16 protein-coding genes are annotated in these 23,841 nt (G+C 66.9%); 12 read left to right on the top strand and 4 right to left on the bottom strand.

All coding sequences use genetic code 11. The annotated features are described in order from the left end of the window. Window positions 1-17: 17 nt before the first annotated feature. Window positions 18-1,574, bottom strand: coding sequence for a hypothetical protein (locus ACT54L_RS13140; RefSeq protein WP_476086032.1), 1,557 nt, complete (start codon window positions 1,572-1,574; stop codon window positions 18-20). A gap of 1,915 nt (window positions 1,575-3,489) precedes the next feature. Between ACT54L_RS13140 and ACT54L_RS13135 the strand changes: the two genes are divergently transcribed. Both ACT54L_RS13135 and ACT54L_RS13130 read left to right on the top strand, forming a co-directional pair. After that, window positions 3,490-9,273, top strand: coding sequence for a hypothetical protein (locus tag ACT54L_RS13135; RefSeq protein ID WP_476086031.1), 5,784 nt, complete (start codon window positions 3,490-3,492; stop codon window positions 9,271-9,273). Between the two features lie 395 nt (window positions 9,274-9,668). Then, on the top strand, window positions 9,669-10,397 hold the full coding sequence (locus tag ACT54L_RS13130; protein WP_476086030.1) for a hypothetical protein: 729 nt from the start codon (window positions 9,669-9,671) through the stop codon (window positions 10,395-10,397). Window positions 10,398-10,551: 154 nt separating this feature from the next. On the opposite strand, the gene ACT54L_RS13125 is transcribed toward ACT54L_RS13130, so the two are convergent. Then, a complete protein-coding gene (locus ACT54L_RS13125) occupies window positions 10,552-11,634 on the bottom strand; it encodes a helix-turn-helix transcriptional regulator (protein ID WP_476086029.1) in 1,083 nt (360 codons plus the stop codon). 400 nt (window positions 11,635-12,034) lie between these two features. Beyond that, complete coding sequence (locus ACT54L_RS13120) at window positions 12,035-13,123, bottom strand: helix-turn-helix transcriptional regulator (protein ID WP_476086028.1); 1,089 nt, start codon at window positions 13,121-13,123, stop codon at window positions 12,035-12,037. Window positions 13,124-13,575: 452 nt separating this feature from the next. Here ACT54L_RS13120 and ACT54L_RS13115 point away from each other — a divergent pair, with 452 nt between their 5' ends. Together ACT54L_RS13115 and ACT54L_RS13110 are read left to right on the top strand one after the other, a co-directional pair. Continuing rightward, entirely contained in the window at window positions 13,576-14,697 is a 1,122-nt protein-coding gene (locus ACT54L_RS13115) for a helix-turn-helix transcriptional regulator (RefSeq protein WP_476086027.1), read from the top strand. A 74-nt stretch (window positions 14,698-14,771) separates the two neighbouring features. Then, on the top strand, window positions 14,772-15,200 hold the full coding sequence (locus ACT54L_RS13110) for a PaaI family thioesterase (RefSeq protein ID WP_476086026.1): 429 nt from the start codon (window positions 14,772-14,774) through the stop codon (window positions 15,198-15,200). Here ACT54L_RS13110 and ACT54L_RS13105 read toward each other — a convergent pair. Then, the gene (locus tag ACT54L_RS13105; RefSeq protein ID WP_476086025.1) at window positions 15,194-16,570 is read right to left on the bottom strand and encodes an aminotransferase-like domain-containing protein; all 1,377 of its coding nucleotides are present in this window, start codon (window positions 16,568-16,570) and stop codon (window positions 15,194-15,196) included. The genes ACT54L_RS13110 and ACT54L_RS13105 overlap by 7 nt on opposite strands. Window positions 16,571-16,884: 314 nt before the next feature. On the opposite strand from ACT54L_RS13105, the gene ACT54L_RS13100 reads away from it, so the two are divergent. The 8 genes from ACT54L_RS13100 to ACT54L_RS13065 all read left to right on the top strand — a co-directional run bounded on the left by ACT54L_RS13100 (window position 16,885) and on the right by ACT54L_RS13065 (window position 23,767). After that, window positions 16,885-17,367 carry an MSMEG_0572/Sll0783 family nitrogen starvation response protein gene (locus ACT54L_RS13100; RefSeq protein WP_476086024.1) on the top strand — a complete coding sequence of 161 codons (483 nt, stop codon included), beginning with the start codon at window positions 16,885-16,887 and terminating at the stop codon, window positions 17,365-17,367. Window positions 17,368-17,443: 76 nt separating this feature from the next. Further along, on the top strand, window positions 17,444-18,487 hold the full coding sequence (locus ACT54L_RS13095; protein WP_476086023.1) for a Nit6803 family nitrilase: 1,044 nt from the start codon (window positions 17,444-17,446) through the stop codon (window positions 18,485-18,487). Continuing rightward, window positions 18,414-19,532, top strand: a complete 1,119-nt coding sequence (locus ACT54L_RS13090; RefSeq protein WP_476086022.1) for an MSMEG_0568 family radical SAM protein — start codon at window positions 18,414-18,416, stop codon at window positions 19,530-19,532. The genes ACT54L_RS13095 and ACT54L_RS13090 overlap by 74 nt, the downstream gene beginning before the upstream one ends. Next, window positions 19,529-20,068 (top strand): MSMEG_0567/Sll0786 family nitrogen starvation N-acetyltransferase, encoded by a 540-nt coding sequence (locus ACT54L_RS13085; RefSeq protein ID WP_476086021.1) that lies wholly within the window; start codon window positions 19,529-19,531, stop codon window positions 20,066-20,068. The genes ACT54L_RS13090 and ACT54L_RS13085 overlap by 4 nt, the downstream gene beginning before the upstream one ends. A gap of 1 nt (window position 20,069) precedes the next feature. Continuing rightward, window positions 20,070-21,047 carry a sll0787 family AIR synthase-like protein gene (locus ACT54L_RS13080; protein WP_476086020.1) on the top strand — a complete coding sequence of 326 codons (978 nt, stop codon included), beginning with the start codon at window positions 20,070-20,072 and terminating at the stop codon, window positions 21,045-21,047. Then, window positions 21,047-22,216, top strand: coding sequence for an MSMEG_0565 family glycosyltransferase (locus tag ACT54L_RS13075; protein WP_476086019.1), 1,170 nt, complete (start codon window positions 21,047-21,049; stop codon window positions 22,214-22,216). Before ACT54L_RS13080 ends, ACT54L_RS13075 begins: the two co-directional genes overlap by 1 nt. Beyond that, entirely contained in the window at window positions 22,209-22,517 is a 309-nt protein-coding gene (locus ACT54L_RS13070) for an MSMEG_0570 family nitrogen starvation response protein (protein ID WP_476086018.1), read from the top strand. The genes ACT54L_RS13075 and ACT54L_RS13070 overlap by 8 nt, the downstream gene beginning before the upstream one ends. Next, a complete protein-coding gene (locus tag ACT54L_RS13065) occupies window positions 22,514-23,767 on the top strand; it encodes an MSMEG_0569 family flavin-dependent oxidoreductase (protein WP_476086017.1) in 1,254 nt (417 codons plus the stop codon). The genes ACT54L_RS13070 and ACT54L_RS13065 overlap by 4 nt, the downstream gene beginning before the upstream one ends. Window positions 23,768-23,841 lie beyond the last annotated feature (74 nt).

Here is a 23,841-nt window from a genome sequence, read left to right as displayed (position 1 = left end):
CGCGCCCCCATGGCGGCTCAATCCGTCAACAGCGGGTAACGGACGGGGACGTAGCCCCGGGCCAGCAGCACCGAAAGCGGGTAGATGTTGCGGCACACACGTCCATTGCAGGTCCCGGTGGCCGCTTCCAGCACCTCCACCTTGCGGTCGGGGGTGAACTGGACGAAGAGCATCACATGGCTCCCCGCCTTGTTCAGGGCATCGCCGGGCCGCAGATCCCAGGGATTGTCCAGGCGGCGCGTGATGCTGGGAATGTCGACCGTCGTATATTGACGCTGCAGCCCCCAGGCGGCGCTCACGAAGGCCGAGCAATCCACTCCCACCGGTTCAGGAAGGGGGTCTTCCCGCGTGCACCAGTTGCCAGCCAGCGCGCCATTCTCGATGCGACGCTGCACCTGGGCGAGGGTGCCGAAGCACCCCCAGCAATAGGGAACCCCGCGCACCTCCTGGTTGACCTTGCCCTGCAGGTAGGAGGGTCGGCGCCCCCGTCCGTCAAACCCCAGGCACGCCTTGTCGGGATCGGTGCCATAATTGGCCGGCCGCACCCGCCATTTCAGCCCCTCGAAGGCGAGCCCCGTCTGGATGACACCGGCCCGCGAGTTCGCCCGCACCGCGGTCACATAGCCCGGCCCGGCATCGGGGGCGGTGCCCCCCTTCGCCGCTGGCCGCTTTTCCGGCTCGAGCACGGCGGAGCGCGGGCGGCGCGACGGAAGGTCGAGGATCGACACGCCCGAAGCATCGGAGCGCAGGAACAGCACCTTTCCCTCGGGCGAGATGGTGACGAAGCGGCGCGTGGAAATCTGGTCGGGCGTGATGGGCAGGTCGAAGACCGCCTCCAGCCGGCCCCGGCCGGAATAACGCGCCACAAAGGTGGAGGGGGGCTGATCGGGCTTTGCCGGAACGTTCTCGGTGAAGACGAAGAGGCGCCCGCTGCTGTCCAGATCGAGCACTTCCACCAGTCCGAGCTTGTCGGCGACGCGCACCTCGATCCGGCGGGCGTTCAGGGGGTCGGCCTCCCGGCGCACCTCCACGAGCGCCGTCCGGCCGTCCTTCTGGGGCAGGATGTCCGCATTCACTTTGCCCAAGGTGCGCGTCATCAGGACCTGGCGGACGGGTCTTTCGAGCGCATCCCCCGGCATGCTGCGCCCTGCGGCAGCAAGGGCTTCTCCATCGCTGGCGGGGGCCTGGGACCCCATCTGCGCGAAGGCGGAGCGGGCCACGTCATCGTCATCAGATACGGCGCGCGCTTCCAGCCTCTGGGCCGAGACGCCCGCCCCCCCGGACGCGCCCGCCCGCTCCAGCGCATAGGGGCGGCCATCCCAGACATAAAGCCTGTTCTGCATGGCGACGAGATCGCTGGGGGCCACGGTTTCCGGCAGGCGAATGGAACCGGGCGGGCCCGCGCCGCCGCCGGCATCCAGGCTGAGAATGCGCCCATTCACCTGGTCCAGCAGATAAAGCTTGCCATCGTCATCGGCATAGAAGGCCGCGGGCCCCACCGCCTCGGCATCCACCCCACCGGGCACGAGGCCGACCGCGCCAGCGCCGGTGCCGGCCGGGAGATGGCGGAGCACCTTGCCGCCCTGGGCATGGGCACCAGACGCGGCGGCGAGAACAAGTCCAAGGGCAAGAGCAAATCCAAGGCTAAGAGCAAGTCCAAGACTAAGAGCAAGTACAAGGCTAAGCGCCAGTCGAAGGTTAAGCGCTAGTCCAAGGCGAAGGCGGCGAGCAATCATCATCGCCCGAGCGGCGCAGGCGATGCGGGCTTTAGCGCGCGGGGCCTTCGGGAGTGGGGGGGGGGCGATGGCGGTGCGGGCAGGTCGGGGGCGGGCGTGTCCCGGCGCGGCGGGTCGCGCCTCGGTGCGGCCGGCCTGGGAGCGGACTGGCTTTGCCCGGGCGATCCCGTGCGGTGCGTCGGCATGCCCCGCCCGGCGCTTTCCGGCCGCCAGCGCACGCAGACCGCCTCCCGGCCCCGCCCCGACCATAGCCACAATTTGCGGCGCGACGGGCCCCTCGACCAAACGCCCCTCCGCAAGGACATGACCCGCAGGCCCACCCAAGGCGGCCGGCCGATCGTCCGTCCGACGGCGGGGAGCGGGGCACAGACCTCGCGCCTCAGGCGCGACGCCAGGCGTAAGTCCCCGCTCCGCCCCATGGCCGCCATCAGCAGCCGGGCGGCCAACACCGCGCACGCATCTGCCGGTCTTTCTGGTGGGCGTCCGGGAGGCCGACATTCTCAGACACGCACCCCCGTCCCCACCGCGATCGCGCCTGCTTTTGAGCGTGCGGTCCGCTCGGATTGACGCCGTCCGGCACGTGGACCGCCGCCGATTTCCCTGAAAGGACATACGGTGCGCGAAGACCACCGGCCCCTTAAGGTCCAGCCCTCGCGAACCCGTTTCCCGCTGCGCATGCGCCCTGCGCCGCTCCGAGGCATGCGGCGCCTCCGCACGCTCATGGCAGGCAGCCGCGCCTGAAAGCACCCGCCCCGCCCGTCCGGGCTCATCACAGTGCGACACCGAAGAAGGCGACACCGAACAAGGCGACACCGAACCGGAACGACGTCGCCGCTGTTCAGTTGAATTTTCTACCATGCCCCTCCCGCACACGGGAGGGTTCAATTTACTTTGAGCCCTCCCAGTTCTTTTTCATCCGGGGCAGCATTGCTCGCCTCTGTCGGGGCGCCGCGCCACTTCACTTAAAGACTTGCATCCGACAGCCGTGGGCCAGAGCGTCAGAACGGACCTACGTCCCGCAAGGAGCATGCACTGCCGCTGACCTGCCGCCCGCCCAATAGACACGGGGCACCAGGACTGTGAGGGGCTCGGCTGCGCGCGATCAATAGACGGGCCGTTCGCGAGATCATACGGGACCTGTAATGCCTCGATTCCTGATCGACGGCGTTTATCTGCTTAGGCCGCGAACGGAAGCATGAAGTTTCCCGCCCGGATTACAGATCTTAACGCGCACAGAGACGTATCGACCGCCTCAATCGCGCGATTCGACGGATTGAATCACCTTACCATTTTGTTGGCGCCCTGCATGCTACACGCCAATGTTGCAGTTGCGCCACAATGGCACGGAAGCGCGCGGTGGGACGGATCGCGGCACACGGTCGAATAATCGGTATCATATAGCCTCTACCGTGCCGAAACCGGGAACCGTCCGGTGCTCAAGAGGCGGTAACCGCCTTTAATACCTGCATATCCTGCCCGCTTCATCATTCGGAAGACAGAAGGCAAACAAGTATTTCCCCACACATTTGCTAGCCTCCAACTTTTTTGCAAGCATATAGCGACACTTGTTCGTCACTTCCGTTGCGTTTAGCTTCCCAGATTGAAGCATCATGCCGGTTGTCATCGGCTTGCGGGTCAGGGGCAAATAATGACACGCGGAATTTCGGTTCAGGCGACGGGTGCGTCTGCGCGCGCGCACATCTCCATTTTTAAATCGTTGCAACATGAAGTGCAGATCACGCCTGCGCGAAGCTTGCGCCAGACCCTGAAGAGCAGCACCATTCTCGCGCTCTCCCTCGGCGCGGGCCTGTTGCTGGCGGGACCGCGGACGGTCTCGGCCGCCAACGTCACGCTTAACCTTGACGGAACCCCCGCGACATTCACCGTTCCCGCCGGCGGAGCGGGAACTGCCTGGAACGACACCTTCCTCTTTACGTCCGTTAATCCCGCCCAGGTCACGGTAATCTCGGTCAGCCCTGACACCCAGCGCTACCGGGTGACCGACTACGGCGCGACGAAGGCGGACAGCAATTCGCCCCCGCCCACACCGGTCTCCGCGTCTTTCGAGGTCTCTTCCGGCTCCCACGAGATCACTGGAACTAGCATTGCCGCAGCCACGGCGGGATCAGGCGAGATTTCGGTCAACTCCCTTTGGATCGACCAGACACGGGCCACTTTTAATCAGAATTCCCTTGCGGTGACGTCCGTTATCCCAACGGACATCACCTTTGCGGGTGGCGTGCTGAAAGTGACGTCGGCCTCGACATTTTCCAAGCCCGTCGTGATCCGCGGCACATCCTACGATGGCACGCCTCTGCCAGCCGGCACGCCCGGCGGAACGGTGGATACGACCGATGGGGCGGTGACGTTCAGCGGCGAGGTCTCGAACGTCGCCAATGGGTCGTTTGTCAAGACGGGTGCCAACACCCTGACCTTCAGTGGCGGCGGCACGTTCGCGGCCATCGACAACCAGGCGGGCAGCTTCGTCTTCGCCGGCCCCGCAACGACCATCTACACTGCGGACAGCATCTCCAATTCGGGCACCATGAGTGCCGAAGCCGGAGTCAGCCTCGTCACGGGTGTCATCACCAACACGGCCACCGGCACATTCACAGGTAAATCCGGTGCGCGGGTCATGGCAGACCTCGCCAATTCCGGCGCGGCGAGCAATTCCGGCATCTATGTCGGCAACGTCAACAGCAACGCCGCCGGCGGCACCATCACCAATACCGGTTCAAGCGCCAATTGGACCGGCACCGTCGTCACCAATGCCGGAACCCTCAACAATGAGGCCGGCGGCAAGTGGGTTGGCGGTGTGACGACCAATTCCGGCACCATCACCAATACCGGGTCCGGCACGAGCTGGAATGGCGACATCGCCGCGAACGGGGCGACCGGCACCATCACCAACACCACCGGCGCCACATGGGGCGGCAAGGTCGTGTCCAATAACGGCACGATCAACAATGATCAGGGCGCCACGTGGAACGGCGATGTGGTCGCCAACGCGAGCCAGATCACCAACGGCAACGGGTCGACCTGGAACGGCACGGTTGAAGGCAACACCGGCACCATCACCAACAGCGCCTCCACTTGGAACGGGGCTGTCGCCGGCAATGGCGGGACGATCCTCAACACGCTCGGCGCGACCTGGACGGGCGCGCTCGGGACGGTGAGCCCGAACACCGGTACCGTCACCAATACCGGCACGGGAACCACCTGGACCGGCGCCGTGACCGCCAATGCGGGCACCATCTCGAACGCGGCCGGCGCGAAATGGACGGGCGACGTCGTCGACAACCAGGCGGCGGGGAGCATCACCAACACCGGAGCCGGGACGACCTGGATCGGCAACATCGCCAATTCCGGCACCATCCAGAACACGGCCGGTGCCACCTGGAGCGGGACACTCACGTCCAACGCGGTGAGCTTCGACAACAACGCTTCGACGTTCAACGGGAATGTGGCCGCCAACAGCGGCACCATCCTCAATCGCAACATCGCCTCCTGGAATGGCAACGTCGTGTCCAACGGCGGCACCATCACGAACTCCACCGGCTCCACCTGGACCGGCAATGTGGTGGCCAATTCCTCCGGCAGCCAGATCACCAATGACGGCACCGGGACCAAATGGACCGGCACCGTCGACAGCAATGCCGGCAGCATCACCAACCAGAACGGCGCGACCTGGCAGAACGGCACGGTCGTGGAAAATGCCAACACGATCTTCAACACCTCCAGCGCCCAATGGACCGGAGACGTGAAGAAGAACCTCGCGGGCGGCCAGATCACCAACGACGGCGCCGGGACCACCTGGACCGGCACGGTGGAGAACAATGCCGGCACCGTCCTGAACCAGAACGGGGCGACCTGGCTGAACGCCACCGTGATCGGGAACGTCGGCACGCTGACCAATAGCAGCGCGTCCAGCTGGGCCGGCGAGGTGCGGACGAACCTTGCGGGCGGCCAGATCACCAATAGCGGCGCCGGCACCACGTGGACGGGAGCGGTCGCGGACAATGCCGGCACGGTCGCCAACCAGAATGGCGCCAGCTGGCTCGCGGGAACGGTGGGCCAGAATTCCGGCACCCTGACCAACGCCGCCGCCGCCCAATGGACGGGCGACGTTCAGAGGAATCTGGCGGGCGGGCAGATCACCAATACCGGTACCGGTTCCACGTGGACCGGCGCGGTGGCCTCCAATGCCGGCACCCTGTTCAACCAGAACGGCGCCACCTGGCTCGGCGGCGTGGTGGGCGAGAATTCCGGCACGCTGACCAACAGCGCCAGCGCGAAATGGACCGGTGACGTCCAGAAAAACCTGGCCGGGGGTCAGATCACCAATACCGGTACCGGCTCCACCTGGACCGGGGCGGTCGCTTCCAATGCCGGCACGGTGACCAACAGCGGCAGCGCCGCTTGGACCGGCGACGTGCAGAAGAATCTGGCAGGCGGGCAGATCGCCAATACCGGCGCAGGGTCCACCTGGACCGGAGCGGTAGAGTCCAATGCGGGCGCCCTGTTCAACCAGACCGGCGCCACCTGGCTGGGCGGCGTGGTGGGCGAGAATTCCGGCACCCTGACCAACAGCGGCGCCGCCCAATGGACCGGCGACGTGAAGAAGAACCTGGCCGGCGGCCAGGTCACCAATACCGGCACCGGCTCCACCTGGACGGGCGCGGTTGACAGCAATGCCGGCGTTCTCTCGAACCAGAGCGGCGCCAGCTGGCTGGGCGGGGTCGTGGGTGAGAATTCCGGCACCCTGACCAACAGCGGCAGCGCCACCTGGACCGGCGACGTCCAAAAGAACCTGGCGGGCGGGCAGATCACCAATGACGGCGCCGGGTCCAGCTGGACCGGCGCGGTCGCCTCCAATGCCGGCGCCCTGTTCAACCAGAACGGCGCCATCTGGCAGAACGGCACTGTCGGCGAGAATTCGGGCACCCTGACCAATAGCGGCGGCGCCCAATGGACCGGCGACGTGACGAAGAACCTGGCCGGCGGCCAGATTACCAATACCGGCGCGGGCTCCACCTGGACCGGGGCTGTGGTGGCCAATGCGGGCGTGCTGGCGAACCAGAACGGCGCGACCTGGCTGGCCGGCGCCGTCGGCGAGAATTCCGGCACCCTGATCAATAGCGCCGGCGCCCAATGGACCGGCGCCGTCGCGAAGAACCTGGCCGGCGGCCAGATCACCAATACCGGCGCAGGGTCCACCTGGACCGGCCTCGTCACCGCCAATGCCGGCACCCTCACCAATGCGGATGGCGCCAAGTGGACCGGCGATGTCCTCGGCAACGCGGTCGGAGCCCTCATTACCAATACCGGGGCCGGCACCCTGTGGATCGGCGACATCACCAATGATGGCACCATCCACAATTATGCGGGCGCGGTCTGGACCGGAACGCTCAAGACCAACACCTCCAACAATACGTTCGACAACAACGGGTCGACCTATAACGGCGACGTGGTCTCCAACAGCGGCACGATCCTCAATCGCAACGCGGCCACCTGGAACGGCAATGTGCTGTCCAACAGCGGCACCATCGCCAATTCCACCGGATCGGCCTGGAACGGCAATGTGGTCGCCAACCTGGCGGGCGGGCAGATCAGCAATGATGGGGTCGGCACCACGTGGACGGGGACGGTGCAGAGCAATGCCGGCACCATCTCGAACCAGAATGGCGCGGCCTGGCTGAACGGCACCGTCAGCCAGAATTCCGGCGCGATCTTCAACCTGTCCGGGGCACAATGGACCGGCGCCGTGACGGCGAACCTGGCCGGCGGCCAGATCACCAATGACGGCACCGGCACCACATGGACCGGCGGCCTCGACAGCAATGCGGGCTCCGTTTGGAACCAGAACGGCGCCGTCTGGAAGGGCGATGCCCTCAACAGCTCCCTCGGCCGCATCGTCACTACCTCCACATGGGACGGCAGCATCTTCAACAGCGGCTATGTGGCGGCGTCCGGCACCATCTCCCAGAACCTGACGAACGTTGCGTCCAGTGGCACCATCGAGGTGACTGGCGGACTGACGGTCGGACAAGCTCTGGCCAATGCCGGCACCCTGAGCATGCTCGCCCCCACCGGCAATCTGACCGTCACGCAGGGACTGACCAATTCCGGCACGATCAATATGGGGGCCACGGGCGGCACCCTCCAGGTCGGGCAGAATTTCACCAATTCCGGCACCCTCAACATGTCATCCGCCTCCGGCTCGGCGCTCTACAGCCAGGTGTCGGTCGGCGGAACGTTCAAGGGCGACGCGGGCTCCAACGCCACCATGGACATCAATCTGTCCAGCTCCGGCACCGGCATCCGCTCGGACCAGATCCATGCCGCAACCGTTGAAGGCACGACGGCCATCAACTTCAACAGCATCGCCACCAAGGGGCTCTTCAGCGAGAACATCGTGGTTGCCACCGGCAAGGGCGCGGCGGGCGCCTTCACGGCGGCCAGCGGGCTCTCCTCCCAGGGCCTGGTGGATTACAGCTTCGACTATATCGCCAACCCCACCGGCGCTGACCAATGGGTGGTCCGGTCCAGCCTCAACCCGAGCGGCGCCTCGCTGTCGCAGACGATCGCAGCCACGTTGACCACCATCACGACGGGCTTCCTGGAATCGGTCAGCGCCTTCGTGTCCGGTCCGGCCGATCCGGCCAAGGACCAGATTTCCTACGGCATCTGGGGCCGTGTGAAGGGCGGCTCCTACGACATTGACAGCGTGGCCACCACCCAGGTTGTGGGGTCCCCCGTTGCGGTCTCGGCGCCCGGCACCTTCAGCACCAACTTCACCGGCTTCCAGCTGGGCATGGACCTGTCCCGGTCGGACATCGGCGGGTCCGGTTGGAACGCCCATTTCGGCCTGACGGCGGGTGACGTGTGGCTCGACACCACCATGCAGAATGCCATCGGCGTCTCATCCAAGGTGGATGCGCCCTTCTACGGCATTTATGCCGCTCTCATCGGCCATGGCATGTTCGTCGACGTGCAGGTGCAGAGGAACCAGTACAATATCGACCTGACCAACACGTCGGCCTACCTGCAGGGCTCGGGCACGTCGGCATCCGGCTGGACCATTGTCGGCACCGCCGGCGGGGTGATCCCCTTCGCGGAAACCTGGTTCATCGAACCCTCCGTCGGCCTGAACTATGCGACCGCCACGGTGGACGACGTGGTCCTGCCGTACGGCCTCGGCACCTTGCAGACCAACGCCTATGAGAGCCTCATCGGCAGCCTGCGCCTCCGGCTTGGGACCAGCTTTGCCGCCAATTCCAACCTCATCCTGCGCCCCTCCATCCAGGGTGGCGTGTGGTACGAATTCTCGGGCGACGGCGCCGGCACCTTCATCGACAGCTCAGGCGGCGCCGCCGTGTTCGGCGTCACCAATATCGGGACCTTCGGCCAGGTCGGCGTCGGCCTGTCCGGCCAAGCCCTGGACACCGGGCTTCTCGGCTATGTGCGTGCCGACTACCGCTTCGGCGAGAACATCCAGGGCGGATCGCTCACGGGCGGCCTGCGCAAGCAATTCTGATGAGGGGCGACGGCAAGCCCGGGGACACCCCTCGCGCCTTGCCGTCGTGCCCGCTTTAAGATCAGGGGACGCGCACCACGCCCCCTCGCATGTATCCAATGTGACGCTTGTGTAACAGACGACCCCTCTCCCTCGGCCGGGCCGTCTGATGGTCTTAAGGGGCGACCACGATCGCCATAGAAGACCTGAGGTCCCTAAAACGTCATCTTCTCGAACCTATCCGCACTGCGTTGCGGGAAAGAACAAAAAGCAAACAGGGAGCGCGAGAACAAAAAGTTCCACGCCCCCTCCCCCGTTTGGGGTATGTGCAACCCCAGGATTGTATTTACGTTGAGAAACATTGTGCGCCTGGAGAACGAGCAAGCAGGTCGCTACCGATTTGGCAGGGCATTCCGATGTACACCGCAAATATCGATAAGCCTGATGGCATTTCAGGATTGACGATAATCGATTCCCTTTTGGAATATCGTAAAGTCTTTTTCAGTTGCCTTCTGAGTCAGGTTCACGAAAGGGACAATAACGTCGAGGCGATGCTTGCCTCGGACGCTAGCCTGGTGATCGCGCAGTTTTTCTATCGGATCCGCGAGGCCGGGGTCGAAAGTGTCGAGGACATCCGCGAGATCGCGTTGCGGCACAATCTGGAGCTGTCCCGCCTGACACGATCCGAGGCGGAGGCCCGCCATGTCCGGCTGAAGCCCGAGCGCATCCAGCGGGCGATTTTCAACGGCGACGTGATGCAGCGCCTGATCCAGAACTGGCGGGATCAGAAGGGCGCCATCGACCAGTCCAACCTGGCCCGTTTCCTGGTGCTGGAAATGTCCACCGAAACCTGTCGCAAGGCGGTGGTCGCGCTGTCTCAGGCGGGGTGCCTGGACCGGGTCCCCACGCCTTATGGCACCACGCTGGTCATTTCCAATGGCCGGCTCGAAAGCATCGTGGAGCGGTCCATCAGCGTGCTGCGCCGACAATTGCATGGCCGTGCGCCGGAGGCTCGGAGCGCGGCCGATCGGGGCCCTTTCCAGGGGATGACTGAGCACTGCCGGGCGACAGAGCGCGTTCTGGACGGTGAGATGCCGTTCCCCGTGGTGCTGGAACCGCAATCGGGACAGATTGGCTCGCGCTGAGGGCCGCGCACCGGCACCACCGGGGCGCGCCTCACCTCCTGCCGCCGAACGCCGGCAGAGTTGAGCAAGACGCCTCGCGTGCAAGACTGTCGCAGTATTTTGACAATGAGGGATGGCCCGCGAGCCGCCCCCACCCGCGATGATCTTGAGCGATCTATCTGATCTTCATAATCATGGAGGCGACCTCCGACTGCCGGCGCGCGCCCATTTTCAGGAACAAATACTTGATATGCGTCCGCGCAGTCTCGTAGGAAATCTGCCTCTGTTCGGCGATGTCCTTGATGCCCTCGCCCTGCGCCAGCAACATGGCAATGGCGGTTTCCGCCGGGGTCAAGCCGAATGCGCTCTGAACGACTTGGGACTTGTCGATGGCCTGGCCGTCCAGGTCGTCAATCACCGCCATGGCCTTGATGTCTGAAAAATAGTCATTCAAGAAGCCGCCGATCCGTTGGCAGCGGATCACAAGCGGCCTCTTCCCCTGCCGCCGGATGAGGACGGCGCGCTTGTCCTTCAGCGTCTCCAATCCTCCGGTGGCGGCATGGATGCAACCGCGCAGGGCGCGCGTCTCCTCCGCCGTCCCCGCCCTTATCTCGCCGTGCGAGACGTTCAGATCGTCCCCCATCAGTCCTTCCGCGGCTCCGTTCATGCGAACCACCTGACCTGCGCGATTGAAGAAGATCACCGCGAGGTTCATGTAATCGAACGCTTCGGAAAGACCCGCCGCCTTGGACTCCGCCACCGCCCGGGAAATGGACGAGGCGAGCGACAGCCGTTCCGACAGGCCCTGAAGGAGCCGGGCGTCGTGCGCCTGAAATTGCGGCTTGTCGAACCGGCGATGGAAGGCGCAACAGGCAATGTCCGACTGGGTCCTGAAAATAACGAGAGCGCAGTATTTCAAATTGAAATTCGACATGAACTTGAAGAATTCATCGCCATAATCATCTGGCATCATAAAATCGCTATCAAGAATAACCTTGCGCTCCAGCACAAGAGGGGCCGCCTTTGCCCGGTAATCCCGCTCCGCCCACCCTTCCGCATAATAGCGCTCCAGCGGCCGGGCCAAACTCTGGGAACTGGGATTGCCCGGCACCCGACCCACCACGGGCAGGATGGTCACGCCATCGGACTGGGTTGCGATCTCAAGATCATCCAGAACCTGGTTCCAATTCTTGGGCCCGATTGCCGCATGAAGCAGATCATCAGCCGCCATGCTGAATCGGGAAAGATCGAACTGCATCGGATGCCCCTGCCCGCTGCCCGGTGGCGTCTTATCACCATACCACGTAACTCTCGGTTGAGGACAGGACAAACCGGCAGCGGAACTGACCTATCATGCCCCGCGCCTTCTCCGGGGGACACGGGGGCATCAGGCCGCCAGGGAGAAGGCCAGCCATCGCCGAGAGGTCAGCCGGCGCAGCACCAGGCGATGCACAGGCCGGGAAACCGGAAGCCGCGCGGACGGCGGGACACGTGGGTCCGCGCATTCCCGCCCAGAGGGGCGCGGCGCGGCATGCGAGGCCACATGCCCCAGCGCGCCCGAAGATCGTCCCTAACATTCCGCCCGTGCGTGGTGGATTGGCAGCCCGGGCGCATGCCGCCCGGTCTCGACCGCCCCCCAAAGGGCGGCACGGGTCCCCTCAGGTGGCGGACGCCTCGCCCACCGCCGCCACCAGGCGCGCCAAGGCCGCCTGGGAGCCGAGGCCGGTCTTGGCATAGATGGTCTTGATCTGGGTGCGGACGGTCTCGCGGGAGACACCGCAGGCGCGGGCAATCTCGGCCGGGCTCTGAAGGTCGGCCACCGCGCGCGCAATGCGGGCCTCTGCAGGCGTGAGGTCGAAGAGGGCGGACAGGAGGCTGGCGCGTGGAGAAGGTGCAAGGGCCACCGTGTTGGCAATGACGAGGAAGGCCCCGCCCGAAAACACATCATGGGCCGCCCGCCGCACCGGCAGCACATGGATGACAAAGCCCCGCTCAAGATCGCTGCGGCCCTTGATGGGAATGGAGGCCACGTCAGCCACGCCACCCGCCGCAAGCTGCGCCAAGGCGCGCCCCAGCAGGTCGTCCGCCGGCCTTTGGGAAAGGCTCAGTCGCCTCCGCCGATCCAGGAAGATGTCGGGGATGAGCCCTTCCAACTGCGGGTTCGCCGCCAGAAGGCGGCCGTTGGGGCGGACCACGGCCGCCGGCGTGTCCACGGCGGCAAGCGCCGCGACCGTGGTTTGCGCATGAGCCATGGCGAGGCGCATGGACAGAAAGGCGGACCGGCCGAGATGGGGGCGCAGGGCGTCGAGCGCGCCGATCTGGTCCGCCGGAAACGGCCCGGCCGCATAGGCCCGCTCCATGGTGAAGAACATGCTGTCGCCGTCGGGCAATTCCATCGCCGTGCCCGCGCCCCAGCCGCCGCCCGCCTTGCGAAAATAGTCCACATAGACCGGCTCGCGCTCCAGTTCCTCCCGCGTGAAGAGGTCGAGGTCGTGCACCCAGCCCGCATGATCGAGACGCAGAAGGCGCTCCGCGCGGCTGTTCCGCTCCAGCCACCCTCCCGCGACGAAGCCCTCCCACAGGGCGCGCGCGCCAGGCGAGGCGATGCAGCGGGTCTTGGCGTCGCGCAGAACGAACAACAGCCCGCCAATCCCGCCCACCCTCTCCGCCACGTGCTGAAGGGTCCCCTCCCACAAGTCCGGGAGGGCGGCGGATTCATAGATGCGGTCGATGAGCGGATCGGTCATCCCAGGCTGACAATAGCTGAATGCAGCCGCGTTCCAACAGCCTGCGCGCCGCGCGGGGATGACAGGCGGAAAGAGGGCCCGGGTCGGCGGAAAACTGACATCACGCCCACACCCCGTCCCGGGTTGCCCCACTGAATACGCAGGGTTTGAGCGGACGACACGACCGTATCCGTCCCTCCCAAGGGGCAAAGTCCGGCCTCTGCCGGCTTATGGCCTGCGGCGAGGACAGCAGGCAGGTGCCACGCCTCCATGGCCGGACGGGCGACAGCCCTGATGCCGTCCCGGCCCGGCCACGAAGGCACTGACTCCAAATTGCCCGAAGGGAAAGCACCGCGCATACCCCATTTGGGTTATGCCCCAGCGGCAACCGCCCGATAGACTTGCTTTCCTGCGGGTCGGGCGGTGAGGGCCACCTCCCGGCGATCAAGCCGGCCGTTGCCTGTGGAGGCCTCATGTCGGGTTCCGATCTCCTGGACGCCATCGACAAGCTCTACGCTGCCGCTCTGGAGCCCCATCGCTGGGATGAGGCGCTGGGCGCCGTCTCACACGCGCTTGGAGCCGTCGGCGTGAGCATCGTTCCGCTCGGGACCGAAGGCGTCATGCGGGCGCTGGTCTCGCAGAGCCTCACCGAGGCCAATGCCCAATACCAGGCCGGATGGTGGCGCTACGACACGCCGTCCGGCCGCATTCTCTCCCTGCGCATTCGGCCGGGCACAGTCGCCACCGACCGGATCGTCATGCGGGAGGAGGAGATCCGGCGCGACCCCTTCTACCAGGACTTCCTCAGATCCCATGGCATCCAGCAGTCCATGGCGGCCCTGCTGCCGGTCGGCTCCGGGCGGTTGGTGTCGGTGGCGGCGCAACGGGGGCTCGGGCGGGAGCTCTACCAGAACGCAGACGTGGAGGCGCTGACGCGGCTCGCCCCGCACATCCAGCGCTCCCTCACCTTGGCCACCTCCATGGTGGAGGCACGCCGCCTCGCCGACGACCTGTCCGGCGCCATCGCGCAACTGGCCTGGGGCGTGGTGCTTCTGGACATGCACGGCGGTGTGCGCACCATGAACGGCGTCGCCCGGGAGGCCATCGGTGATGGGCTGACCTATGCCCACGGCCGCATCCACGCCGCATTGCCGGACACCGATGCGCGCCTCCAGGCGGCCATCCGCGCGGCCCTGCCCGCCAGTCCCGTGCCGCCGGTGAGCGGCGTCCTGGTCCAGCGCCCCAGTGGCCGGGAGCCCTATTATGTGGAGGTGGCCCCCATCCGTCCGAAGCTCGATGCCCTGGAAGTGATGGCCTTCGGCGATGGCGGCGCCATGGTGCTCATCCGCAGCCTGGAGGCGGGGGCGCGGAATGTGGGCCAGCATTTGCGGGACATGGGCCTCACCCCCGCCGAAGCGCGGCTGGCGGAAGCGCTGGGAGCTGGGGCATCGCTGCGCGCGGCGGCCGATCTCAATGCCATCGCCTATGAGACGGCCCGCTCCCATTTGCGGTCCATCTTTCAGAAGCTGGGGGTCCGGCGCCAGTCGGAGCTGGTGGCGATGACCACGCGGCTGATGTCGCTTGCCTCTCGCTGAAAAGCCCCGGCACGGGGCGACGGCGCGCGCTGCATCGGCTAAGCAGGCCTCCCTCAACAGGCGGAAGGCGGATCATGCGGCCGAGCGACATGCGCAAACAGGGCTGGAGCGAAATGCCCGACGACGGGTTCCTGGCCCTGGTGGGGCCGCTCTGGCACAAGGAGACCGAGGAAGGCACGGCCTATGCCATCCTCACCGGCGCCAAGCACCGCAACCGCTCGGGCGTGGTGCAGGGCGGGCTCATCTGCACGCTGGCAGACCGGGCCATGGGCATGGCGTCCCGCGCGCGCAGTGGCAATCGCCGGCAGGTGACGATCACGCTGACCATGCAGTTCCTGGACAAGGTGGAGCTGGGCGAACTGCTCATCGCCAGGCCCCGCGTCATCCGGCAGGTGCGCACCTTGAGCTTCGGCGCGGTGGATCTCTTCGCCGATGAAAGGCTGGTGGCCAGCGCCACCGCCACCTTTCGCCTCCAGTCGGAAACCCCTCCCCCCGCTCAATAATAGCCCGCCGCCACCTCCGGCGGCGCCTCCAGCACATGGGCCATGAATTCCAGGCCCCGCTCCAGGCGCTCCCGGCTCACCGGCCCGCCGAGCCCCACCCGCACCGCCTCGGGGGGCGGGCCGAGCACGGTGAAGGCATCGCTCGCCACCACGCCGAGGCCGGTGCCGCGGATGTGGCTGGCGAAGGCCGAGCGCGTCCAGCCATTCTTCAGCGGCAGCCAGATGTTGAAGCTCATGGGGTCGGACAGATAGGTGCCCGGCTCGAAATGGCGGGCGGCGATCTTCTGGCGGGCGGCGGTTTCGGCGCGGATAAAGCGCAGGATGGTGTCGGCGGTGCCATCGTCGATCCAGCGGGTCGCCACCGCCGCCATCACCGGCGATGCCATCACCGAAACCGCCCGCATGGCCCCGGTAAAGGACCAGCCGGCCTTGGCGTCGGGCGCCACCACATAGGCGAGGCGCAGACCCGCGCCGATGCATTTGGCGAGCCCGGCAATGTGCCAGCAGATGTCGGGGGCGATGGCGGCCAGCGGCGGCGGGCCGTGGGAGGCGATGAAGCCATAGGCATCGTCCTCCACCACCGGCACGCCATGGCGCCGGGCAATGGCACAGATGGCGGCGCGGCGCTGCTCGGAGGTGGTGATGGTGAGCGGGTTCTGGAGGGTGGGATTGATGTAGAGCGCCTTCGGGGCGTGGCGACGAATGGCGGCTTCCAGCGCCTCGGGGAGAATGCCGTCCTGGTCCATTTCCACGCCTGCGAGGGTGAGGCCAAGCTGGGCGGTGATGGCGCGGGCGCCGGGATAGGTGATGGCTTCCGACAGCACCACGTCCCCGGCGCTCGCCAGCAGCGAGAAGATGCCCACAAGGGCAGGATGGGCACCGGGCGTGATGAAGATGCGCTCCTGCGCCGGCACCAGCGCCCGTCGGCCAAGCCAGGCGGAAGCCGCGTCCTTGTCCAGCGGCGAGCCGCCGAAGCCCTGGTAGCGCAGCAAGGGCAGCAGGTCCCGCGCCACCGCCGCATAGCCTTCCTGCATGCGGGCAATGAGATCGGGATCGTCCGGCTCGGGCGGCATGTTCATGGTGAAGTCGGCCGCCCGCAGCCGCTCCGGCTGGGGCGCCTTGCGGGCGGAGGCGCGTACGAAGCTGCCGCGCCCCACCGTGGATTCGATGAGCCCCCGCCGCGCCGCCTCCACATAGCCCCGCGCCACCGTGGTGAAGTCGAGGCCGAGCGCCGAGGCAAGGCGCCGCTGGGGCGGAAGCTGGTCGCCCGGCACCAGCACGCCGGCGGCGATGTCGGCGGCGATGGCATCGGCGATGGCGAGGTAACGGGGCCCCTGCCCGTCCTCCATGCGGGGCATCCAATCCTTCATTGAACCCCTCATTTTGCCGATTGACTGGATCTTGTTTCTATATTGTATGGCGCAATCCCCAGGGGATGGCGAGGATTTTATTGACCGCACATTGTTGCGGGGCGACCTGCGTCGGACTTAGCCAGAATGCCGCCTTTCGCGAGGCAGGCCGAATGCGACAATCGGCTCATTGATGGCATTCAGGGGCGACTTGATCGGATATTTCCCTGCAAAGCGTCCGAAATGATCGGATTTTTGATCGCCACATTGTTGGCACGCCCCTTGCTCACCTGATCCCGTCCCCACCGGGGCGATCCAGCGATCAGGAGAGAAGCATGCCCGCCGTGACCCACCCGCCCCACAAGACCGGCGACTTCTTTGTCGATTACGAGCAGAAGCTGTTCGAGGACGTGAAGGCCGCGCCCGGCGAGAAGGCGCTGGTGACCTTCCACACCGTGGCCTTCGAGGGCTCCATCGGCCTCGTCAACCTGCTCCAGGCCACCCGCCTGCTGCGCAAGGGGTTCGAGACCTCCATCCTGCTCTACGGCCCCGGCGTCACCCTGGGCGTGCAGCGCGGCTTTCCCAAGCTCGGCGACGAGGCCTTCCCGGGCCACCAGAATTTCAACAACCAGATCAAGAAGTTCATGTCCGAGGGCGGCAAGGTCTATGCCTGCCGCTTCGCGCTCCAGGCGCTCTATGGCCATGGTGAGCCGTCCTTGATCGAGGGCATCACCCCCATCAACCCGCTGGACGTGCTGGACCTCGTGCTCCTGCACCGCCGCGACGGCGCCTTCATCCTCGACACGTGGACCCTGTGATCCCCGCCTCGCGGCACCAACGAAAAACCGGGCGCGCGGGCTCTCCCGCCGCCCCCTTTCCACCGAGGACCGCACCATGAAAGACACCGCGACCGTGCGCGCCGCAGCCGTCCAGATCGCCCCCGATCTGACCTCGCGCGCGGGCACCATGGACAAGGTGCTGAACGCCATCGCCGAGGCGGCGGGCAAGGGCGTGGAGCTTCTGGTCTTCCCCGAGACCTTCGTGCCCTGGTACCCCTATTTTTCCTTCGTGCTGCCCCCGGTGCTCACCGGCCGCGAGCATGTGCGGCTCTACGACCAGGCCGTCACCGTGCCCGGCCCGGAGACGGAAGCGGTGGCCACTGCCGCCCGCCGCGCCGGCATGGTGGTGGTGCTCGGCGTGAACGAGCGCGACCATGGCTCGCTCTACAACACCCAGCTCGTCTTCGATGCCGACGGCACCTTGTGCCTCAAGCGCCGCAAGATCACCCCCACCTTTCATGAACGCATGATCTGGGGTCAGGGCGATGGCGCCGGCCTGAAAGTGGTGGAGACGGCGGCGGGGCGCATCGGCGCGCTGGCCTGCTGGGAGCATTACAATCCCCTCGCCCGCTACGCCCTGATGGCGCAGCACGAGGAGATCCACGTCGCCCAGTTTCCCGGCTCCCTGGTCGGCCCCATCTTCGCCGAGCAGATCGAAGTGACCATCCGCCACCATGCGCTGGAGAGCGGCTGCTTCGTGGTCAATGCCACCGGCTGGCTGACCGAGGAGCAGATCGCCTCCATCACCCCCGAGGCGGGCCTCCAGAACGCCCTGCGGGGCGGCTGCATGACCGCCATCATCTCGCCCGAAGGCAAGCACCTGACGCCCCCGCTCACCAGCGGGGAAGGCCTGCTGGTGGCCGATCTCGACCTCGGCCTCATCGTCAAGCGCAAGCGCATGATGGATTCGGTGGGCCACTATGCCCGGCCGGAACTGCTCCATCTGGTGCTCGATCCCCGGCCCGCGCGGCCGCTGCACACCCCCTCCGATTTCCAGGCTGAGCCGCAAGCAAGGAGCCTCTCCGATGGAGACCTCGACCCCGCTGCCGACCGAGATCCTGATCAGCGAGCTGCAATCCTTCGGCGCGCGGCTGGTTGACCCCAAGGCCGGCGCCGAAAGCCGGCGCGGCGGGGCCGGCCCCTCCGACCACAAGGCGCTGACCATAGACGGCATGACGGTGATGGTGCCGGTGCACACCGCACCCGCCTTCACCAGCCCCTATCTGGTTGAGAAGCCCGACGCCTTCGGCCGGAGCCGCATCAGCCGGGAGGGCCGCGCCGTGGGGGAGGTCTCCTTCCCCGTGCGTCCGCGCTTCTATGACCTGAAGACGGCGGATGGCATTCCCTATTCCCACATCGCCACCCTGCACGGGCGCGACGTGCTCGCCACCACGGTGCTCCAGACCTGCATCCGTTATCAGAGCCGCACCAAGACCTGCCAGTTCTGCGCCATCGGTCAATCCCTGGCGGCGGGGCGCACCGTCGCGCACAAGACCCCCGCCCAGCTCGCGGAAGTGGCTAAGGCGGCGGTGGCGCTGGATGGCGTCACCCACATGGTCATGACCACCGGCACGCCCAAGGGCGAGGACCGGGGCGCGGCCGTGCTGGCGGACAGCGCCCGCGCGGTGAAGGCGGCGGTGGACCTGCCCATCCAGGCCCAATGCGAGCCGCCGGGCGATGCCGCCTGGTTCGGCCGCATGAAGGAGGCGGGCGTCGACGCGCTCGGCATGCACCTGGAAGCGGTCACGCAGAACGTGCGCGCCGCCATCATGCCCGGCAAGGCGCAGATCGGGGTGGAGGCCTATATGGCCGCCTTCGCGCAGGCGGTGCCGGTGTTCGGGCGGGGGCAGGTTTCCACCTATATCCTCGCCGGCCTCGGCGACAGCGCGGAAGAGATCCTGGCCATCTGCGCGCGGCTGGTGGCGCTGGGCGTCTATCCCTTCGTGGTGCCCTTCGTGCCCATTTCCGGCACGCCGCTGGAGAGCCATCCCACCCCGAGCCCCGCCTTCATGCAATCCATCCTCGCCCCCCTCTCGCGCCTGCTGGTGGAGAGCGGGCTGAAGGCCGTGGACATCAAGGCCGGCTGCGGCAAGTGCGGGGCGTGCTCGGCACTTGCCTCTTATGAGCGGGTGCTGGCGCCATGATGATCCCCACGCTTCCCTTCCTCGCCGCCGAATATCGCATCAAGTTCGCCGCCTCCCGCTGGGAGCGGGAGGGGGCCAAGGCCCTGCGCGAACAGGTCTTCTGCACCGAGCAGAAGCTCTTTTCCGGCTCTGACCAGGACGCAATCGACGCCTATGCCATTCCCATCGTGGCGCTGGCCATGCTGGGGGTGGCGGCCGACCAGGTGGTGGGCACCGTGCGCATCCATGAGGAGACGCCCGGCATTTGGTGGGGCTCGCGCCTCGCGGTGGACGCCGACTATCGCCGCATCGGCGCGCTGGGCGCCACCTTGATCCGCCTCGCGGTGTCCTCGGCCCATGCCATGGGCTGCCACACTTTCCTCGCCCATGTGCAGGAGCAGAACGCGCTGCTGTTCCGGCGCCTGCACTGGCGCGTGCTGGAGGAGGTGGAGCTGCACGGCAAGCGGCATTTCCGCATGCAGGCGGACCTTGCCCATTACCCGCCCTGCCATTCGCCCGAGATCGGCTTCACCGCTCTGCCGCGAAAGGCCGCCTGACATGGACGCGCCCGCCTTCGATGCTCTGGTGGCGAGCCTGCGCCACAGCCGGGGCCTTGCCGCCAAGGCCGACATCGGCACAGTCGCCGCCCGCCTCGGCCTTCACGCCAGCGCCGTGCCGGTGGGCGATGATTGCGCGGCCTTGCCGGATGGGGACGGTCATCTGCTCTTCGCCATCGAGGGATTCCTGGAAGCCTTTGTCGCCCGCGATCCCTGGTTCGCCGGCTGGTGCGGGGTGATGGTGAACCTCTCCGACATCGCCGCCATGGGCGGACGCCCGCTCGCCGTGGTGGATGCCCTGTGGGCGCGGGACGCCGACCATGGCGCGGCGATCCTGGACGGCATGAAGGCGGCCGCGGACGCCTATGGCGTGCCCATTGTGGGCGGGCATTCCAATTTGAAGGCCGGCGGCGAGCATCTGGCGGTGGCGGTGCTGGGGCGGGCGGACCATGGCCTTCTCACCAGCTTTGATGCCCGCCCCGGCGACGTGCTGGTGGCCGCCATCGACCATCGCGGCGCCTATCGCGAACCCTTCGACAATTGGCAGGCGGCCCTGTCCGCGCCGCCGGAGCGCCTGCGGGGAGACCTTGCCTTGCTGCCCGAGATCGCCCGGCGCGGCCTTGCGCATGCGGCGAAAGACATCAGCCAGGCGGGGATCGTCGGCACCGCCATCATGCTGGCGGAATGCTCGCGCGTGGGCCTTGAAATCGATCTGGCCGCCCTCCCCGTTCCCGCGGGCGTGCCTCTCCAACGCTGGCTCGCCTCCTTTCCGAGCTTCGGCTTTCTCCTGTCCGCCCCGCCCGCTTATGTGCCGGAGCTTCTCGCCCTGTTCGATGCCCGCGCCCTCACCGCCGCCGCCATCGGAACGGTGACGTCGGGCGCGGCCGTGGCGGTGCGGCATGGGCCGCACCGGGCCGTGGTGCGCGACCTCGCCGCCTCCCGCCTCATGGGCTTTTCGCCTGCCGGGGAGGCTGCCTGATGACCCAGCCGCTGCGCATCGCCATCCTCACCCATTCCACCAATCCGCGCGGCGGGGTGGTCCATGCCATGGCGCTCGCCGAGGCGCTGGAGGGGCTCGGCCATGCCCCCGTCCTGTTCGCGCCCGACGCTCATGGCACCGGCTTCTTCCGCGCGCCGAAATGCCCCGCCGTCGCCTTCAAGGTGGCACCCGCAGCGCCTGGCATGACGGCCATGGTGGAGCAGCGCATCGCCGATTATGTCAGCCATTTCGAGGCAGCGGGCACCGACGGCTTCGACCTCTTCCATGCCCATGACGGCATTTCCGGCAATGCGCTGGCCACCCTGAAGGCGCGCGGCCGCGTCCCCGCCTTCGTGCGCACGGTGCATCATATGGATGCCTTTGCCGATGCCCGCCTTTTGGATCTCCAAGCCCGCTCCATCCGCACGGCGGACGGCTGGCTGGCGGTGAGCCGAACCTGGCAGAACCAGCTGGCCGACGGCCTCGGCATCGACGCCCATCTCTCCGGCAATGGGGTGGATGGCACGCGCTTCTCGCCTCGCCCGGACGGGCGCGAAGAGGCGCTGCGCGCGCGGCTGGGGCTCGGCGCCGGCCCCATCTTCCTGAGCGTCGGCGGCATCGAGGCGCGCAAGAATACGGTGCGCATGCTGGAGGCCTTCCTCCAGGTGCGCCAGATGCGGCGGGACGCGCAACTGGTGATCGCCGGCGGCGCCTCGCTGCTGGACCATGGCGCCTACCAGGGTGAATTCCGTCGCCTGCTCGACCGCGCCGGCACCGGCGGCGTGCTCGTGACCGGGCCTTTGGCGGATGCGGACATGCCCGCCCTCTACCGCCTCGCCCATGCCTTGCTCTTTGCCTCGGTGAAGGAGGGCTTCGGCCTCGCCGTGCTGGAGGCGCTGGCGAGCGGCGTGCCGGTGATCGTCTCCGCCATGGCGCCCTTCACCGAATATCTGGGCGAACGGGACGCTTTGTGGTGCGACCCCGCCCGCCCAGCCGCCATCGCCGACGCCATGGCGCTCTCGCTTCAGCCAGCGGAGCGCGCGCGCCTTGCCGCGCTCGGGCCCGGCATCGCCGCGCGGCACCACTGGACGAACGTCGCCCGCGCCCACCTGCCCCTCTATGGCCGTCTCGCCGCGAAGGCCAAGGCCCGGGAGCCCCTCCATGCCTGAAATGCGCTTCCACATTGCCTGGCCCGACGGACGGGAGGAGAGCTGCTATTCGCCCTCCCTCGTGGTGCGCGAGCATCTGAGCGAAGGCACCGCCTATGCCCTGCCCGATTTCATGGCGCGGGCGCGCACGGCGCTCACCATCGCCTCGGAGCGCGTCGCCGCCAAATATGGCCATCCCTGTTCCCTGGCGCTCGGCCAATTGGCGCGCCTGGAAGCCACCTCCCGACGCTTCGCCGACGATCCCACGGCGCAGGTCACCTGCCTCGCTTTCCTCTATTCCCATCAGGACATGCCGTCATGACCAAGCTGAAGTCGCACTATCCCGCCATCGTCATTGGCGGCGGCCAGGCGGGGCTCTCCGCCAGCCTTCACCTCACCCGCGCCGGCATTGAGCATGTGGTGTTCGAGAAGAAGACCATCATGCACAAATGGCGGGATGAGCGCTGGGATGCCTTCTGCCTCGTCACCCCCAACTGGCAGTGCCGCCTGCCCGACCATCCCTATGATGGCGACGACCCCAACGGCTTCATGGTGAAGGACGAGATCCTCGCCTATCTCGACCGCTTCGCCGCCAAGGTGAAGGCGCCGGTGCTGGAGCACACGCCGGTGACCGCGCTGGAGAAGGCGGACGGCATCTTCTATCTGGAAACCGCCGCCGGCCCCGTCAGCGCCGATGCGGTGATCCTGGCGGTGAGCCTTTATGGCGAGCCGGACATTCCCCGCCTCGGCGAGCGCCTGCCCGACGGCATCGTCCAGCTCCACACCGCCTCCTACCGCAATGCCGGCACGCTGCCGGAGGGCGCGGTGATGGTGGTGGGCTCGGGCCAATCGGGCGCGCAGATCGCGGAAGACCTGCATCTGGCCGGCCGCAAGGTGCATCTCGCCACCGGCAATGCCCCCCGCTGCGCCCGCTTCTATCGCGGACGCGACGTGGTGGACTGGCTGTGGGACATCGGCCATTACGAGATCACGGTGGCCGATGACGGCATGGGCCGCAAGAAGCACGACACCAACCATTATCTCACCGGCCGCGAGGGCGGGCGCGACATCGACCTCCGCGCCTTTGCGCTTGAGGGCATGGCGCTCTACGGCCGGCTCACGGGCATTGCCGGCGGACGGATGCAGTTCGCGCCCAATCTGAAGGACAATCTGGACGCCGCCGACAAGGTCTATAACGGCATCAATGCCCTCATCGACCGGCACATCGCTTCAGCCGGCATCGCTGCCCCGCCGCCCTCCGTCTACACGCCCGTCTGGGAGCCGGAGGGCGAGACCACCCAGCTGGACCTTGCGGAAGCGGGCATCACCTCGGTGATCTGGGCCACGGGCTTTCGCCCCAACTGGTCGTTCGTGGGCCTGCCCATCTTCGACGGCACCGGCTATCCCGTGCACAAGAGAGGCGTGACCGTGGTGGATGGGCTCTATGTGCTCGGCCTGCCCTGGCTGTGGACCTGGGGCTCCGGCCGCTTCCTGGGGGTCGCGGCGGATGCGGCCTATGTGGTGAGCGCACTTCAGGCGCGCGCCGCGCCGCCGCTCGCCAGGGCCGGCTAGAGCATTTCCGAGCGAAGTGGGAACCGTTTCGCGTGAAGGAAATGCGTTAAACCAATGAGATAGAAGGCGCGCGC

It is taken from the genome of Aquabacter sp. DMC10 (genome assembly GCF_056314145.1).
Note: the sequence above shows the minus strand (reverse complement) of the source record. Positions and strands in the feature narration are given on the sequence as shown.